Genomic DNA, 16,752 nt, shown 5'->3' on the forward strand with positions numbered 1-16,752 from the left:
GAAAACTAGTTCATTGCATTTTGGAAGAACTCAACAGCAGCCGCCTTATCAGCGGTAACAACCTCAAGATCAGGGGTCATTAACTCAATATCTGCCAATTCAGGGGTGCCTTCTGGAGTTCCAACATCTTCTCGAACTGGTAGATAAGCCTGCTCAATAGCGATTTCCTGGCCCTCGGCAGACAGGAGGAAGTTGATGTAGCGCTGTGCTGCTTCCTTCTTATCTGAATCAGCAAACACGCCTGCAGGCTCAGTGATATAAGGAGAACCTTCAGAGGCGTAGATGGTGTCGATCGGGGAGCCCGCAGCTGCCAGATCTCGCACCAAATAATCCACCACAATGCCCACTGGGTGTCCGCCGCCGGCAATTTCCTGGGAAGCAGGGCCATTGGATTGAGCGATCATGGGTTGGTTTTCACCTAGTGCTGTGATCCAATCTTCACCCAACGCAGGATCGTTCTTCCACACAGAAGCATTAAACGCAGCAGCGCCAGACACTGCAGGATCCGGCATGACCAACTGGCCGGCATATTTAGGATCAGTCAGATCAGCCCACGAGGTCGGCAGCTCCGCCTGATCGATAGCTTCCGTGTTATATGCAATCACGGTAGGAATAATGCGCGTACCTACATAAAAGTTCTCCGCATCCAATGCCTCGTCGATGACGCTTGAAGTATCCACATCACTGAGTTCTGCAAGATCACCTTGTGCTGCATAAGACTCAAACGTTGCGGCATCAGCAGCCCACAGCACATCAGCTTCCACAGAACCAGAAGCCTTTTCGGCCTCAATACGAGCAGTTAGATCACCAGTACCTGCCCGGTACACCTCGACCTTGATATCCGGGTTTGCCATCATGAAGGCCCGATTGATCTCATCGACTTTTTCCTCCGGCTCAGAGGTGTACGCCGTGATGGTGATTGCATCCCCTGTTGCATCCCCAGTTGAATCCGCCGAAGCATTCCCAGTCGCATCTGCTGAGGTGTCTGCTGAGGGTTCAGAACAAGCCACGAGTAAAGCTGCAGAAGCGCCGAGAGCTAAAACAGTGGTGGCAGTGCGCTTTAAAGTCTGCTTTAAAGACATGAACGATCAAGCCCTTCTAGGAAGTCAGAGGTAAGAAACTTCATTTTTACACGTGGAACGACATTTCGCAGGACTTATGAAATAGGTCTTGGTTTCGGGGCACCGTGGGGGCACCGTGCTGGGCGGCAAGTTGGGCAGAACTCCACAGGACTCCACAGTCGAGGAAAACTGATCAATGAGCCGTGAGAGAATTGCCCAATTAAGGGGTGAGATATGTGGGTAGGAAAAATTACTTTTTGTGCCACTTGTGGAACGTGAAAAAGTGGCATCATTGAATCTTGCCGAACCGCCCATATGGTGCACGAAGAGGATTGCTCAGGTCAATAAAAGGGGACCTAATTACTAGGTGAAAAATGCTGTTTGGTAAAAGCGGGAACACAAGCGGTTTTTCAAAAAGGGTGTGCCTCAATTATCGTGTATATACCACACGGTAAACACCTGTTGAGAGGGTGGTCGGTTTTATGCCACCACAGTTTTTTCCGGAAGCTTTCCCAAAAGCGCGCCTGGTTTGAACAACCTTCCAATATTAAAGGTGTGAATATTGTGCGCCGACCAGTTATGTCCTCATCCGACAGCGGTCAGTGTGCTGCATTTGAAACGACGTGGATAATTCCGGATCGACTCTGATTCGGCTTTTTTCATGGTTTTTGATGGAGCACGTTGGTCGTTTTCGAGACAAGTACTAGAAAAGATATTGATGACTATCGCCCATAAGCCAGAGACGGCTGAAACTACCGGGATCGAGACCAACCAGGTTTCCGAAACCATCGGGGTTGAATCACTCACGCACGGAAACTTACGTTCTGTTTCATCAACTGAGGGACAAACGGAAGAGTTACTTCCGGGTAAAGTCATTTTTGTTGGGGCCGGGCCCGGTAACCCTGATCTTCTTACTGTGCGTGCCCGTGAAGTCTTGGGCAATACGGTTCGTACGATTACTGATGAGCAGGTTTTAGAAGGCGTTCGTGCTTTTGTGGCAACTGAAATTCCTGTGCCGGAGGATAAGCTTCAGGCTGCGGAAGATGAGTATGAGCGCATCTGCATTGAGGCTAAAGAAAACGGTGCTCGTCGTAAGCCTGCACGCCCAGCACCACCAACGGCTGCAGAAATTACTGAGGTTGCTGATGCAACTCCCGCCCAAATCGTGGAACTTGTCCAGGAAGCTCTCGCACACGGCGGCGATGTTATTCGTCTTGTTACCGGTAACCCTTTAAGCAGCGATACCACCTTGGCGGAGATCTCTGCGGTGTCTGAAGCAGGTATGGAGTTCCAGGTTGTGCCAGGTATGTCCTTGCCAGCTACGGTTCCTGCTTTTGCGGGCATCGCATTGGGTTCGACGTACACCGAAACCGATGTCAATGGCCAGGATTTGGATTGGGATCAGCTAGCAAGTGCACCTCAGCCATTGGTGCTGCAGGCTCGCATGCAGGATCTTTCCCGCATTGCTGAGGAGCTTAAGGCGCGAAACATGCCTGCTGATACTCCAGTATCTGTCACAGCCAATGGCACCACGCGTCTGCAGCGCACCTATGACACCACTCTTGGTTTGCTGCACAAGCTTGATGCAGAACTTAATGGACCGTTGGTGGTCACCTTGGGTAAGGGCGTTGACGATCGCTCCAAGTATTCCTGGTGGGAAAACCGCGCGCTGTACGGCTGGCGTGTGCTTGTGCCTCGCGCAAAAGAGCAGGCAGCATCCATGTCCGAGCGCCTAAGTAGCCACGGCGCGATCCCGCAGGAAGTACCCACGATCTCCGTTGAACCGCCACGCAACCCGGCGCAAATGGAACGCGCCATCAAAGGCATCGTGGAGGGGCGCTACCAGTGGGTCGTGCTCACCAGCGTGAACGCTGTCAAAGCAGTGTGGGAGAAAATCACCGAATTCGGGCTCGATTCCCGTTCCTTTGCTGGCGTGCGCATCGCCGCAGTCGGCGAAAAAACGGCCGCTGAGATCCGCGCGCTCGGCATCACGCCGGAGCTTCTGCCTGCACGAACCAGGCAAAATGCACAAGGGCTTGTCGACGTCTTCCCCGAATATTTCGAAGAACTCGACCCCGTTGGACGAGTCCTCTTGCCGCGCGCAGATATCGCCACCGACGTGCTTGTTGATGGCCTCACCAACCTTGGTTGGGAAGTTGAAGATGTGGTGGCATACCGCACTGTTCGTGCAGCACCTCCAAGTGCCGATATCCGCGACATGATCAAAACGGGCGGTTTTGATGCAGTAGCTTTCACCTCATCATCAACCGTGAAGAACTTGGTGGGCATTGCCGGTAAACCACACCAGCGCACCATCGTCGCATGCATTGGACCCATGACGGCAGCAACTGCTGAAGAACTGGGACTTCGCGTTGATGTGATGCCAGAGATAGCCGAAGTACCTGAACTGATCGATGCGTTGGCGGAACATGTGGCGGATCTGCGCGCTAAAGGCGAGCTGCCGCCGCCGAGGAAGAAACGCAGGCGTCGAAAAGCGTCTTAAAAGGTTTTTCACTAGGGTGTTGTCCATGGACATCCAGCAGCTAGACGCCGAAACAACAGCATGGAAAGACAGCCTCCTGCGCACAGCACAGGAGGCTGGTTTTCATTTTGAGCCACCCAAACTTTATGAAGATTTTGAGACCATGGTGGAGCAATACAAACAAGCAGCTGCAGAAGACCCCAATATTGATGTCACTGATATTCAACAAATGTGGGGCATCGTGGTCGGCGAGTACCTGCGGGAAAAAATGGGCATGGACTGGGTGATTATCACCGATGATTACGGCACAGACCTGGCGATTTTAGCCACAGCACCCAACGGAAACCATGTGTATTCCTGCCCGATTATTGTGGTGGGCAAGCGCTTTTCACCTGAATATGAGCCCGGCCAATTAGAGTTTTTCTGCAATCAATTTATGGCTACGTCACTTGCCCAACTGCAAGGGAAATAAAGCGGAAGTGGTCGTGTCCACCGTGGGCTCTATGATTGAACAAGGACTACAAAATATCATCGAGCAAAGGCTATAACCATGAGCACTTCTTCTGAATACTCCCATGCCCTGATCCGCCGGCCACGCCGTTTACGCAGCAACCCTGCCATGCGGGAATTAGTCGCAGAAACCGCACTGCGCCCAGCGGATCTTATTCTGCCCATGTTTTTTGCAGACGGAATCACCGAAGCACGTGAGATTTCTTCGATGCCGGGTGTATATCAGCACACGCAAGATTCGTTGCTGCGGGCTGCCCATGAGGCGTTAGATGCAGGTGTGCGTTGCATCGACCTTTTTGGTGTTCCAGTAGATGCTGATAAGGATTTCAATGGTTCCCAAGCATGGTCTGAAACAGGTGTATTGAACCGTGCCCTTGCTTTGCTACGCAAGGAATTCGGCGATGACCTGCTGATTATGGCTGATACCTGCCTTGATGAGTTCACTGATCATGGGCACTGCGGCGTAGTTACGAAAGATCGCCGCGGAAATGCTGTTGTGGATAATGATGCAACGCTGCCTTTATATCAACAGATGGCTGTTGCCCAGGCTCGCGCCGGTGCACATATCGTGAGCCCTTCTGGCATGATGGACGGCCAAATCGCTGCCATCCGTGCTGCACTAGATGAGGAAGGCTTCCAAGATGTCGCCATTATGGCGTACTCGGCAAAATATGCCTCAGCCTTTTTCGGGCCTTTCCGCGAAGCCGTGGGCTCATCACTTCAGGGCGATCGACGCACTTACCAGCAAGACCCAGCCAACCTGCGGGAATCTCTACTCGAGGCAGAGCTGGATATTGCAGAAGGCGCGGACTTCATCATGGTTAAACCTGCATTGCCATACCTCGATGTATTAACCCGCATCGCCGATACCTCACCAGTGCCAGTTGCTGCCTACCAAGTTTCAGGTGAGTACGCGATGATTCAGGCAGCTGGCCGAAACGGCTGGGTCGATTTAGATGCTGTGATGATGGAATCGCTAACCTCCATCAAACGCGCTGGTGCTGACCAAATCCTGACGTATTTTGCTGTCGACGCCGCCCGCGCGTTACGCAACGCGTAAAAAGAACAATCTGACAATAGTAGGACTCCCATGAGCATGCTCCCCAATCTTTCTCCTAAGAAATCTTCCCCCGCACCTTCTGCGTCTTCACAAGGAGGTAACGCAAATAAAAAGGAAGACACCGTCAAGCTGCTTCTGCAAATGTGGGCCCTCATGATCGGTTTGGAGCTAGTACACCAAATCCTTAATGTGGTGATGAGCTTTCTAGATCCAACTTCCTTGCGGGCGGTAGCCAAAGAACAAGCAGAATCCCAAGGACTTTCCGACTCGATAGTTAATGCCACAGTCGTGGTGGCCATCTTGGTCATGGGATTTTTCAACCTCATCGTGGTTGCCATTTTGTCCTGGATGATCGTCATGGTGAAAAACCGCTCTAAACGTCTTCCCACAGCATTCTTGCTGCTCACGATCTTCAGCATTTTCTTCATCTTAAGAGTGCTCATGCTGTTTTTCTCCTCGCCTGGTGGGACAGACGTTCCAATGGCACTATTTGCAATTGATGGCTGTGTACAAATTCTTGTTGGCGTTAGCGCTGGTGTGGCCTATGCACTTTCCCGCACGGAGCAGCCGGTGAAAATGCTCAGCGAGTACGCCCCTGATGATGCAAAGCGTTAAATAACTTTTCTACAAACGACGGAGATTTCACCTCAATGCCCAGCATGTTTCCATCACCCGCAACCGGCGGAGATGACATCAACCGCCGCCCACTTAATGAACCCCAGGCGGATGAACACACTATTCCCACCGTGTTGAAAGTGGTGTTCTGGATGCTATTTGCCACAGCAGCCTTCATGATCTTTAGTGGCTTGGTGATGTACACCGCAGGCTATACCGGGCCGGAAGATGTAGAAGAAAGCTACAAAGATGTTGTGGTTAACAACCAGAAATTCATCGGTGGCATCAACGCTTTTGCCGGTATCGTGATCGCGGCTTTAACCTCGCAGCTACCTCGGGGTGGTAAGAACCCACGCCGCATTCTGCTGGGAATCGTTCTATTAGTGGTGCTAACTGATCTATTATCCTTTGCCACCCGTGCTGGCGGTTTTGCGTTGGCCGTTATCGCAGTTTTGTTGGCCCTGGAAGCACTGTTGATGTTCCGACCATCGATTAATGCGCACATTGAACGCAACCACATGGCGCGCGTGATGGGCCGTAAGTCGTAGCATTTTTAGCCGCTGTGAGCCTTATACTGTGGGGACATTAAAAGAGACTCTTTCAACCCAAGAAGGTTTAACGTGAGTACACCGGATTCTTCCTCGGTGGATAAAGCAGTAGACACCGCTATTACCGATGCCAAAACAGCGGCGTTAAAAGCGGGCGTCGGGTTGAACCGACCCGAGACTTCAGAAGAAGAGGAAGATTTTGATTCAGGGATTAAAATCTCACTTGCTTTTGAACTAGAAGGTCTCAGCAACGCACCATCGCTAATGGCTGTGGAAAAAGCTTTGGAACATATTCCAGGTGTTTCTGCTGATCTGATTTACCCTTCACAAACTGCGTGGATTACAGCAACAGATCGCGTTCATCCCGACACCTTGGTTGATGTCTTCGCACAGTTTGGCATCAAAGCTCATCTTTCCAATTCCTCCCTGCTGCGCAGGCACCAACAATTAAGCGCAGAGGTAAATAGGGAAGCGCGCATTGATCGTTATCGTTCCCGGATGGCGTCGAAAAGGACCTCACCCAGGGTGCGTAGGCATAACCGTGAAGAAATGATGCATGCAGTGCGTGCCCGGGAAAGCGGTTGGTTTAACCGCAAACGTCATATGCCTTCCCAACCAGAAGATCCGTTAAGCGGAGATGTGCTGTTTACCGCACGAGCACTAATCACCCCGATGCGGTTGTGGGTGTCGTTGCCTTTTGCACTGATTGTGGTGACGTTGTCACTCAACCCAACGTGGCAGTTTGATTATTGGCAGTGGTTGTCGGCGGTGTTATCGATACCGGTAGTGGTGTGGGGTGCTTGGCCATTTCACCGTGCCGCAGCAGGAGGTATTCGTCGAGGTATTTCCGCGCTTGATGCTACAAGCTCGGTGGCGATTGTCAGCGCATATTTGTGGTCAATTGCTATGTTGCTGTTTGAAACCCCAGGCCATAAGGAGTGGCGCTCCCATCCTGCCTGGTTTGCTTTTGATCACGGCACCTTAACCAAAAACGAGATCTACTTTGATGTGGCCTGCGGAATCACCGTGCTGTTGCTTGCCGGTAGGTTGCTTACACGAAGGCGCAGCGAATCAAGCCTGCTTGCAGAGTTGGGGCGCCTGCAGATTGATCCGCAGCGCATAGTAACTGTGGTGCGTAAACACCGATTAAAGCGCGTTGTGCAGGAGCTTAACATTCCTGTCCAAGAAGTCCGCGTTAATGACGATGTCAAAGTGCCAGCCAGTACCACCATCCCGGTTGATGGCACAGTGATCGGCGGTGGTACAAGGATCGCAGCCAGCATCATCATGGGCCAAGACCAGCGTGATGTAAAAGTAAATGACAAAGTCTATGCCGGTAGTTTCAATATTGAATCTGAAATTAAAGTCCGTGTAATAAGAACCGGTCACCGCACCCGCATTGCCGCGTTGCACCGTTGGGTTAAAGAAGCCACCTTGCGAGAAAACCGGCACAACAGAGCCGCTATCCGTTCTGCTGGAAACCTAGTGCCCATCACATTCACATTGGCCGTGGTGGACTTTTGCCTGTGGGCGTTGATCTCTGGGAATATCAACGCAGCATTTACCACCACCTTGGCTGTTCTAGCGTGCGTGGCGCCGGTAGCGCTAGCACTTTCAGCTCCCCTGGCAACGAGGAACTCCATTGAAGCTGCCGCTAGGCACGGAATTTTGGTGCGCTCTGGTGAAATTTTCCGAGTGCTAGATGACGTAGATACCGCAGTGTTTAACCGCCTAGGAACCCTTACCGATGGGGAAATGACAGTGGAAACCGTCACTGCGGACAAGGGCGAAGACCCAGAACTAGTACTGCGTGTCGCTGGTGCCCTAGCCATGGAATCCCACCATGCGATTTCTAAAGCACTGGTCAAAGCCTCCCGTGAAGCACGCGATACGGGTGCCGGTGGTGAAGACGTCCCACACTGGATTGAAGTAGGCAACGTGGAAATCACCGAAGAAGGTGCCTTCCTTGCCACCATCGAGCTTCCAATTTTCAAACCCTCAGGGGAGAAAGTTATGCGCTCGGTGGAAGCAATGCTGTGGCGCCCTAGATCAATGACAGAAGTCCGCGAACATTTAAGCCCCCGATTGGTGGCAGCAGCAACCTCAGGCGGTGCGCCGTTGATCGTGAGATGGAAAGGCAAAGACCGTGGCGTGATTACCTTAAATGATCACGTTCGTGCAGATGCCTCCGATGCGATTGTTGCCATTGAAGAACAAGGTATTGAAACCATGATGCTGTCACGAGATACATATCCAGTGGCGCGTCGATATGCGGACAGCTTAGGTATTACCCACGTCTTGGCCGGCATCGCGCCGGGTAAAAAGCCCCAGGTCGTCCGCGCAGTACACACCCGCGGATCCACCGTTGCCATGATTGGTGATGGCTCTGTCTTGGATTCTTTGAAAGTCGCGGACGTCGGCGTACTGATGGGTGTGGATCGTCCCTCTGAACTGCGTGATGATTCCGATGACCCTGCAGCTGATGTGGTGGTCATGCGGGAAGAAGTTATGAGCGTGCCAACGCTGTTTAAATTAGCACGCCGATACGCCAAATTAGTCAATGGAAACATTGCCCTGGCCTGGATTTATAACGGTATAGCCATGGTTTTTGCCGTATCGGGTCTACTGCATCCCATGGCAGCGACAGTAGCCATGCTGGCATCGTCACTGCTGATTGAATGGCGCTCGGGCAGGGCGCGACGATTTTAGCCAAGCCCCAACCAAGCCCCAACCAAGCCCCAACCAAGTATCATCCCTTTTATTGATTCCAGCTCCGTATTTAGGTGTGGCTTCTTTTCCTAAATTGGGGTGAATGGGGCAAGATTGAGCTCATGTCCGCACTTACTGTTCCAGCAGCGCGTCGCACGCTTATCAACGCGCCTATTCTTGATGCCACACTTGGCAAAACTCCGACTCGTACCCCGGTGTGGTTTATGCGCCAAGCAGGTAGATCTTTGCCTGAATACAAAAAAGTCCGCGAGGGAATCAGCATGTTGGATTCCTGTTTCATGCCAGAGCTGTTAGCTGAGATCACTTTGCAGCCGGTGCGCCGTCACGATGTTGATGCTGCGATTTTGTTCTCTGACATTGTGGTGCCCTTGCGTGCCGCAGGTGTTGGTGTGGAAATCGTGGCGGGTCGTGGACCTGTTTTGGAAGCACCAGTTCGCAGCCGTGAAGATGTAGCCAATTTGCCCATCCTGGAAGGCGGCATCCCTGAGGTCGAGCAGGGCATTGGCATTATCTTGGAAGAACTTTCTGATTCCCAAGCCTTGATTGGTTTTGCTGGTGCACCGTTTACGTTGGCTAGTTATTTGGTTGAGGGCGGTCCTTCTAAAAACCACGAGAAAACTAAAGCCATGATGCATGGTGATCCAGAAACCTGGCATGCATTGATGGCGCGTTTGGTGCCAACCATTGTGAACTCTTTGAAGTCACAGATCGATGCCGGTATTGATGCGATGCAGCTTTTTGATTCCTGGGCAGGTTTCCTCACCGAGCGTGATTACACCGAATTCGTCTTGCCATATTCCACTGCAATTTTGAACGAGATCGCACAGTATCAATTACCACGCATTCATTTCGGTGTCGGAACCGGCGAGATCTTGGGCGCGATGAGTAAAGCTGGCTCAGAGGTCATGGGTGTGGATTGGCGAGTGCCGCTGGATAAGGCAGCACAGCGCATTGCTGCGGTGTCGGGTCCGAAGGTATTGCAAGGTAACCTCGATCCTGCGTTGTTGTTTGCAGGTCGTGCACCTTTGACTAAGGAAATTGAGCGCATCAAGGCGGAAGCTCAAACCGCAATTGATGCAGGTCATGCAACAGGGCATATCTTTAACCTTGGTCATGGTGTGCTGCCTAATACGGTGGCGGAGGATATTACTGAAGCCGTCGCCATTATTCATTCTTAAATTAAGAGGAGTTTCATGCGTTTTGCCATCATCGGTGCAGGCCTTGCGGGGCTAACTGCTGCTTATGAGATCCACAAAGCTGACCCATCTGCCGTAATCGATGTGTTGGAGGCAGGCGAGCGCATTGGCGGCAAACTTTTTACTGTGCCGTTTGCCTCAGGCCCAACAGATATTGGTGCCGAGGCATTCTTAGCTGCACGCAGTGATGCCGTGGAGTTTTTCACTGAACTGGGCTTGGCTGATTCTTTGGTCAGCCCGTCGGAGGCAAAGTCCCAGTATTACGCGGGTGGCAAGCTGCACGAGTTCCCAGCAGGCGGCGTCATGGGCATCCCAGCCGAGGCCCCAACAGAAGCCCCAGAAGCCCCAGCAGACACAGACCACCCCTTCGACTGGACCCCCGGCCAAGATATTTCCGTAGGGGAGTTGGTACGCCGCCAATACGGCGATGAGATTGTGGATACTGTTGTCTCTTCGCTGCTTGGCGGGGTGTATTCCTCCACGGCTGATGATTTGGGTGTGCGTGCCTCCGTACCCGCCCTTGCTGCAGCGCTTGATCAGTTGGCTGAGGCTGGTGAGCAAGTAACTCTGTCCGCTGCGGTTAAGACGGTGCAAGCCCAACGCGAAGCCACGAAAGGTACCTCCGAAACCTCCGGAACCTCCGAAACCCGCCCCGTTTTCCAAACCTTCAAGGGCGGCTACGCGGAATTGTATGAGGCCTTGGCAGAGCAGTGCGGTGCTGATATCCACCTAGATAGTTTCGTTTCCGCCATCACGAAAAACGCCGAAGGCTTCACCATTAAGGGCGGCGGCGAAGGCACTTATGACAAGGTGATCTTGGCTGTTCCGGCTCCAACTGCAGCGGTGTTGCTGCGTGATGTCGCACCGGATGCAGCGCCACATTTGCGCGCAATTAAGTTGGCGTCTTCAGCGATCGTCGGCATGCGTTTTGATTCCAGCGACGGCCTGCCTGATAACTCGGGCGTGCTGGTTGCTGTTAATGAGCCAGGCATTACGGCAAAGGCCTTCACGTTTTCGTCGAAGAAGTGGCCTCACCTCGAAAGTCGCGGGGGCGCGCTGGTCCGCGCGTCGTTCGGCAGGCTAGGCGATGAGGCGTCGGCACGCATGGACGAGGATTTGCTTGTCGACGCCGCCCTCGACGATCTCCTCACCATCACCGGATTCGATGGTCGAGCTGCAGGATTGAGTGAAATTTTTGTGCAGCGTTGGTTTGGCGGGCTCCCAGCGTATGGAGTTGATCACATTGCTACCGTCGCGGCCGCTCGTGCAGAGATCGCACACGTGCCTGGAATTGAAGCGATCGGCGCTTGGGCTGGGGGAGTGGGCGTTCCGGCAGTTATTGCAGATGCCCAGGCAGCAGTGCATAGGCTCATCAAGTAGCCACCAAATAAGTTTATTGACCACCCCAATCGCCGTTGAGAGTTTGTAAAGTTCGACTGTCAACGGGCTGGATTGGCTTCACAGATTGAATTAATACAATGACGCACATGACATCGTCCAATACGGCTCAATCCGCTAAGTGGTTTGAAAAGGCTTTGAAGTTGACACCTGGTGGTGTTAATTCTCCGGTTCGCGCTTTCGGTTCAGTCGGTGGACAAACTCGATTCATTGACAAAGCCCACGGCTCCACACTGATCGATGTGGACGGCAATAGTTACGTTGACCTGGTCTGTTCTTGGGGGCCGATGCTCATGGGGCATGCACACCCAGAGGTTGTCGAGGCTGTTCAAAAAGCTGTGGTTGATGGCCTGTCGTTCGGCGCGCCCACCATCGGTGAAGTGGAATTAGCTGAAGAGATTGTCAAGCGTACGTCTGTGGAGGAAGTCCGCCTGGTTAACTCCGGCACTGAGGCCACGATGTCTGCAGTCCGTCTGGCGCGCGGGTACACCCAGCGTTCGAAAATTTTGAAGTTTGAAGGCTGCTACCACGGACACGTCGATGCGTTGTTAGCGTCAGCCGGTTCTGGTGTGGCCACTTTCGCGTTGCCTGATTCCCCTGGCATTACTGGTGCTCAGACGGCAGATACTATCGTTGTTCCCTACAACGATATTGAGGCCGTGCGCAATGCTTTTGCCGAGTACCCAGGACAAATCGCCTGCATCATCGCGGAAGCCGCTGGCGGAAACATGGGCACTGTTGCCCCACAAGATAACTTCAATGACAAACTGCTGGCGATCGCCCACGCAGACGGCGCGCTGTTGATCCTCGATGAGGTCATGACCGGTTTCCGCACCTCCTACCGCGGCTGGTTCGGCGTGGATAAAGTTGCCGCTGACCTGGTCACTTTCGGCAAAGTTGTTTCCGGAGGCCTGCCTGCCGCAGCATTCGGCGGCAAGGCAGAGATCATGAATATGCTGGCCCCTCAGGGCCCCGTCTACCAAGCAGGCACACTGTCCGGCAACCCGGTTGCGGTTGCAGCTGGTCGGGCGTCGTTAAAGCTTGCCGACGAATCCCTCTACTCAACGATCAACGCCAACGCGGATCGTCTCCACGGGTTGATTTCTGATGCATTAAGTAAAGAAGGCGTAGCCCACCACATTCAGCGTGCCTCAAATATGCTGTCTATCCGTTTCGCAGAAGGCGAAGGCCATAACTTCACTGATATGAAGGCAGCCGATACCTTCCGTTTTGCTCCGTTTTTCCACACACTTCTAGACAACGGTGTCTACGCTCCACCGAGTGTGTTTGAGACCTGGTTTGTATCTTCAGCGTTAAGCGACGATGATTTCTCCAAGATCGAGCAAGCACTTAAACCTGCAGCACGCGCAGCAGCAGAAGCGAAGGCATCATGACACAAACCATCGTTCACCTCGTCCGCCACGGCGAGGTGTATAACCCAGAAAAAATCCTGTACGGGCGCATGCCTGGCTACCACCTTTCATCCAGAGGACGCAGCCAAGCAGCTCGCACCGCAGCATCATTTGAAGGCCACGATGTCACCTACTTGGCTGCATCTCCTTTGCAGCGGGTCCAGGAAACTTCTGAACCTTTTGTCAAAGTAACTGGCCTTGAGCTAATTACTGATGATGATCTTCTAGAAGCCGGCAACCGCTTTGAGGGTCTGCGCACCAAAGGATGGCGTTCCCAACTGTGGAACCCTGTGCGTTGGCCACTGATGATAAACCCCACGCTGCCTAGCTGGGGTGAGCACTACACCGACATTCTAGAAAGAATGATGGCGGCTGTGGAACGTGCTCGGGTGGCAGCGAAAGGGCATGAAGCAATCCTGGTGACTCACCAATTACCGATTGTGTGTGTACAGCGCCATGCTCGCGGACAAAGCTTGTCCCACAACCCAGCAACCAGGCAATGCGATCTCGCTTCGGTGACTTCTTTGGTGTTCCAAGATGATCAGATTGCCCAAGTCCACTACAACGAACCAGCTCAGGAGATTTGATCAACCGTGCGTTTGACCAAACTAGCAGCAACAATCGGCTGCGTAACGCTCAGCGGATTAGCGCTAGTAGCCTGCAGCAGCGACAATACCGCCGGTACTGATGCTGTTGCTGTCGGTGGAACTTTCCAATTCCATTCCCCCGATGGAAAGATGGAAATCTTCTACGACGAGGCAGATCGTCAACAACTCCCCGATATCGGTGGGGATTCCCTCATGGATGAGGGCACGGAAATTAATCTTTCTGATTTTGAAAACCAAGTGGTAGTACTCAACGCCTGGGGTCAGTGGTGCGCACCGTGCCGTTCGGAGTCTGATGATCTACAAATCATCCACGAAGAACTCCAAGCAGCAGGTAATGGCGACACCCCAGGTGGCACCGTGCTGGGTATCAATGTTCGTGATTATTCACGTGAGATTGCCCAAGACTTTGTCAATGACAACGGCCTTGACTACCCCAGCATTTACGATCCACCTTTTATGACCGCAGCACAGCTCGGCGGTGTGCCAGCCTCGGTTATTCCAACCACCATCGTGCTGGATAAACAACACCGCCCAGCAGCAGTGTTCCTCCGCGAAGTCACCTCCCAAGACATCTTGGATGTTGCATTGCCATTGGTAGATGAGGCCTAAATGTCTGAGATTGTGGTTGCCCAAAGCATCGGCCAGCAATTTGCTGATGTCGCAGCTTCCGGGCCACTATTACTGGGCATCCTGGCTGCAGCTCTAGCCGGATTAGTGTCATTTGCCAGCCCTTGTGTGGTGCCGTTGGTACCGGGATATATCTCTTACCTCGCCGGTGTTGTCGGTGGGGAAGTGGAATACAGTGCGCAGGGCACCAAAGTGAAAACTAAACGTTTCGCAGTCGGTGGCGCAGCCTTGATGTTCATCCTGGGATTTACCGTGGTGTTCGTCTTGGCCACCGTCAGTGTCTTTGGTGCAATCAGCGTGCTCACACTTAACGCCGATACTCTCATGCGTATTGGTGGTGTGGTCACCATCATCATGGGCATCGTGTTCATGGGCTTTATCCCAGGGCTGCAAAAAGATACCCGCATGGCACCAAAACGATGGACCACCTGGTTGGGTGCACCGCTTCTAGGTGGCGTGTTCGCACTGGGATGGACACCGTGCCTGGGGCCCACCTTGGCTGCCATTATCTCCATTTCTGCAGGTACCGAAGGCATGACTGCTGCCCGTGGCGTGATCTTGATCGTGGGCTACTGCCTTGGGTTGGGCTTGCCGTTCCTGCTGATCGCCTTAGGTTCTAGCAAGGCGCTCACCGGTGTGAACTGGCTGCGCAAACACTCGCGTACTTTGCAGATCATCGGCGGTGTGCTTTTGATCTTGGTCGGAGTAGCGTTGCTCTCTGGCTCATGGGCAATTTTTATCAACTGGGTGCGCCAATGGACCGTTGAATACGGCGCAACACTGCTTTAAACAAGACATAGTAGGAAGAGAATCGGCACGACAATGCTCAAAACAGTCAAGCTGTATGCACGGAAAGCGTGGAACTGGCTCACCAGCATGCGCACAGCACTGGCGTTGCTGTTTCTTTTGGCGATCGCAGCGATCCCCGGAGCACTGCTCCCGCAGCGTTCGCTTAATGAATCAAATGTCATCGAATACATCGAGAACAACGGCAAATTAGCTGAGTTCTACGACAAGATTCAGCTTTTCGACGTCTTTTCCTCCACCTGGTTTACCGCCATCTACATGCTTTTGCTGATCTCCTTGGTCGGCTGTATTCTCCCTCGAAGCTGGGAGCACTACAAAGCAATGCGCGCACCCGTGGTGCGGGCGCCGAGGAACCTCGCACGCTTGGCGCACAGCGGCGAGGGGGTCGTCGAAAAGCGTGAAGAAGACGTTGAAAAAGACGTCCGTAAACTTCTTAAAGGCTGGAAAATTACAGAATATTCCGCCGAGGAAGACCGCGCGGGAGTGCGTTCGATTTCTGCGGAAAAAGGTTATATCCGCGAATTTTTCAACCTGGTCTTCCACTTAGGCATCGTCGGCATGATCGTGACCGCCGGTTTGGGGCGACTGTTTTACTACGAGGGCCATGTCATTGTGGTGACCGACGGCGATCAAAACCAGCAGAACTCCGTGTTCTGCAACACCGCCACCGCCAACTACGATTCCTTCCGCGCCGGCGCTAACTTCGACGGCACCGGGCTGACCACGTTCTGCTTCGAGGCGCATGATTTCTCCGCAGATTACCTTGCCAACGGCCAGGCAGAAATGTTCCGCTCCAATATTTCCTATGCGGTAGGCGACGACATTCAAAACGACCCAGAGACCTGGGAAGATTACGAACTCCGCGTCAACCACCCACTCCGCATTGAAGGCGACCGCGTCTACCTCCAAGGCCACGGTTTCGCCCCAACGTTTACCGTGACCTGGCCAAATGGCGAAACCCGCACCCAGACCGTGCAGTGGCGACCAGACGATCCGACTTACTTCCTCTCCTCTGGCGTGGTGCGTTTCGATCCACCAGCTGGCATGTACCCGGATCTTTACGAACGCCGCCAAAACCAGCTGGCCATCCAGGGACTTTTCGCACCAACCGCGCAATGGGAAGGTGAAAACAATGAACTGTTGACCTCGTCTTATCCTGCGATGCGCGACCCAGCAGTTGCGATTGATATCTACCGCGGCGACAACGGCCTCGACACCGGCATCGGACAATCCCTGTTCAGCCTGGACTCCAGCCTCATGCACAGCGGCGTGCTGCAAAAAATCGAGCGCGTCAACCTCCAAGTCGGCGACACCGTCACGCTTGACGATGGCACCACCGTCTCCTTCGACGGCGCCTCCGAATTCGCCAACTACCAAATCAGCCGCGACCCAACACAAAACTGGGTGCTGGTGACCACCGTGATTTCACTGGTCTCCCTGGTTGGATCCCTGATGGTTCGACGCCGTCGCATTTGGGTACGACTCTATCCACAAGAAAACGGCACCACCCGAGTGGAAACCGGCGGACTAGCCCGCACCGACCGCGCAGGCTGGGGTAGTGAATACGACAAGTTCCACCGCGATCTGTTGGGTCTGAAGGAGGACGATGAAGACGAAGAATACTTCGACCACAGCGACTAAAAACCTACAAAAACAACACTAAGAGCAGTTCTTACACAGAATAAGGTTGGAAAAATC

The 16,752-nt window shown here is 53.1% G+C and carries 14 protein-coding genes; 13 read left to right on the plus strand and 1 reads right to left on the minus strand.

The window, feature by feature from the left end:
- Positions 1-5: 5 nt before the first annotated feature.
- Positions 6-1,082, minus strand: coding sequence for an ABC transporter substrate-binding protein (locus tag N24_RS02925; RefSeq protein WP_096454186.1), 1,077 nt, complete (start codon positions 1,080-1,082; stop codon positions 6-8).
- A gap of 697 nt (positions 1,083-1,779) precedes the next feature.
- On the opposite strand from N24_RS02925, the gene N24_RS02930 reads away from it, so the two are divergent.
- From N24_RS02930 to N24_RS02990, 13 genes are all read left to right on the plus strand, one after another.
- Positions 1,780-3,564 (plus strand): bifunctional uroporphyrinogen-III C-methyltransferase/uroporphyrinogen-III synthase, encoded by a 1,785-nt coding sequence (locus tag N24_RS02930; RefSeq protein ID WP_096454188.1) that lies wholly within the window; start codon positions 1,780-1,782, stop codon positions 3,562-3,564.
- A gap of 25 nt (positions 3,565-3,589) precedes the next feature.
- Complete coding sequence (locus N24_RS02935; protein WP_167382008.1) at positions 3,590-4,015, plus strand: DUF3806 domain-containing protein; 426 nt, start codon at positions 3,590-3,592, stop codon at positions 4,013-4,015.
- 78 nt (positions 4,016-4,093) lie between these two features.
- Positions 4,094-5,113, plus strand: coding sequence for a porphobilinogen synthase (gene hemB, locus N24_RS02940; protein WP_096454192.1), 1,020 nt, complete (start codon positions 4,094-4,096; stop codon positions 5,111-5,113).
- Positions 5,114-5,143: 30 nt separating this feature from the next.
- On the plus strand, positions 5,144-5,728 hold the full coding sequence (locus tag N24_RS02945; RefSeq protein ID WP_096454194.1) for a hypothetical protein: 585 nt from the start codon (positions 5,144-5,146) through the stop codon (positions 5,726-5,728).
- 35 nt (positions 5,729-5,763) lie between these two features.
- On the plus strand, positions 5,764-6,276 hold the full coding sequence (locus N24_RS02950; RefSeq protein ID WP_096454196.1) for a hypothetical protein: 513 nt from the start codon (positions 5,764-5,766) through the stop codon (positions 6,274-6,276).
- Between the two features lie 72 nt (positions 6,277-6,348).
- Positions 6,349-8,985 carry a heavy metal translocating P-type ATPase gene (locus N24_RS02955; RefSeq protein ID WP_096454198.1) on the plus strand — a complete coding sequence of 879 codons (2,637 nt, stop codon included), beginning with the start codon at positions 6,349-6,351 and terminating at the stop codon, positions 8,983-8,985.
- A gap of 122 nt (positions 8,986-9,107) precedes the next feature.
- Positions 9,108-10,184, plus strand: coding sequence for a uroporphyrinogen decarboxylase (hemE, locus tag N24_RS02960; RefSeq protein WP_167382009.1), 1,077 nt, complete (start codon positions 9,108-9,110; stop codon positions 10,182-10,184).
- A gap of 15 nt (positions 10,185-10,199) precedes the next feature.
- On the plus strand, positions 10,200-11,582 hold the full coding sequence (locus tag N24_RS02965; protein WP_096454202.1) for a protoporphyrinogen oxidase: 1,383 nt from the start codon (positions 10,200-10,202) through the stop codon (positions 11,580-11,582).
- A 98-nt stretch (positions 11,583-11,680) separates the two neighbouring features.
- The gene (hemL, locus tag N24_RS02970; protein WP_167382010.1) at positions 11,681-12,994 is read left to right on the plus strand and encodes a glutamate-1-semialdehyde 2,1-aminomutase; all 1,314 of its coding nucleotides are present in this window, start codon (positions 11,681-11,683) and stop codon (positions 12,992-12,994) included.
- On the plus strand, positions 12,991-13,599 hold the full coding sequence (locus tag N24_RS02975) for a histidine phosphatase family protein (protein WP_096454206.1): 609 nt from the start codon (positions 12,991-12,993) through the stop codon (positions 13,597-13,599). The genes hemL and N24_RS02975 overlap by 4 nt, the downstream gene beginning before the upstream one ends.
- 6 nt (positions 13,600-13,605) lie before the next feature.
- Complete coding sequence (locus N24_RS02980) at positions 13,606-14,229, plus strand: TlpA family protein disulfide reductase (protein WP_096454208.1); 624 nt, start codon at positions 13,606-13,608, stop codon at positions 14,227-14,229.
- The gene (locus N24_RS02985; protein WP_096454210.1) at positions 14,230-15,036 is read left to right on the plus strand and encodes a cytochrome c biogenesis CcdA family protein; all 807 of its coding nucleotides are present in this window, start codon (positions 14,230-14,232) and stop codon (positions 15,034-15,036) included.
- Between the two features lie 33 nt (positions 15,037-15,069).
- Positions 15,070-16,695 carry a cytochrome c biogenesis protein ResB gene (locus N24_RS02990; protein WP_096454212.1) on the plus strand — a complete coding sequence of 542 codons (1,626 nt, stop codon included), beginning with the start codon at positions 15,070-15,072 and terminating at the stop codon, positions 16,693-16,695.
- The last annotated feature ends 57 nt before the right edge of the window (positions 16,696-16,752 follow it).

Origin of the sequence: Corynebacterium suranareeae (assembly GCF_002355155.1) — a bacterium.
Taxonomy (GTDB): Bacteria; Actinomycetota; Actinomycetes; order Mycobacteriales; family Mycobacteriaceae; genus Corynebacterium; species Corynebacterium suranareeae.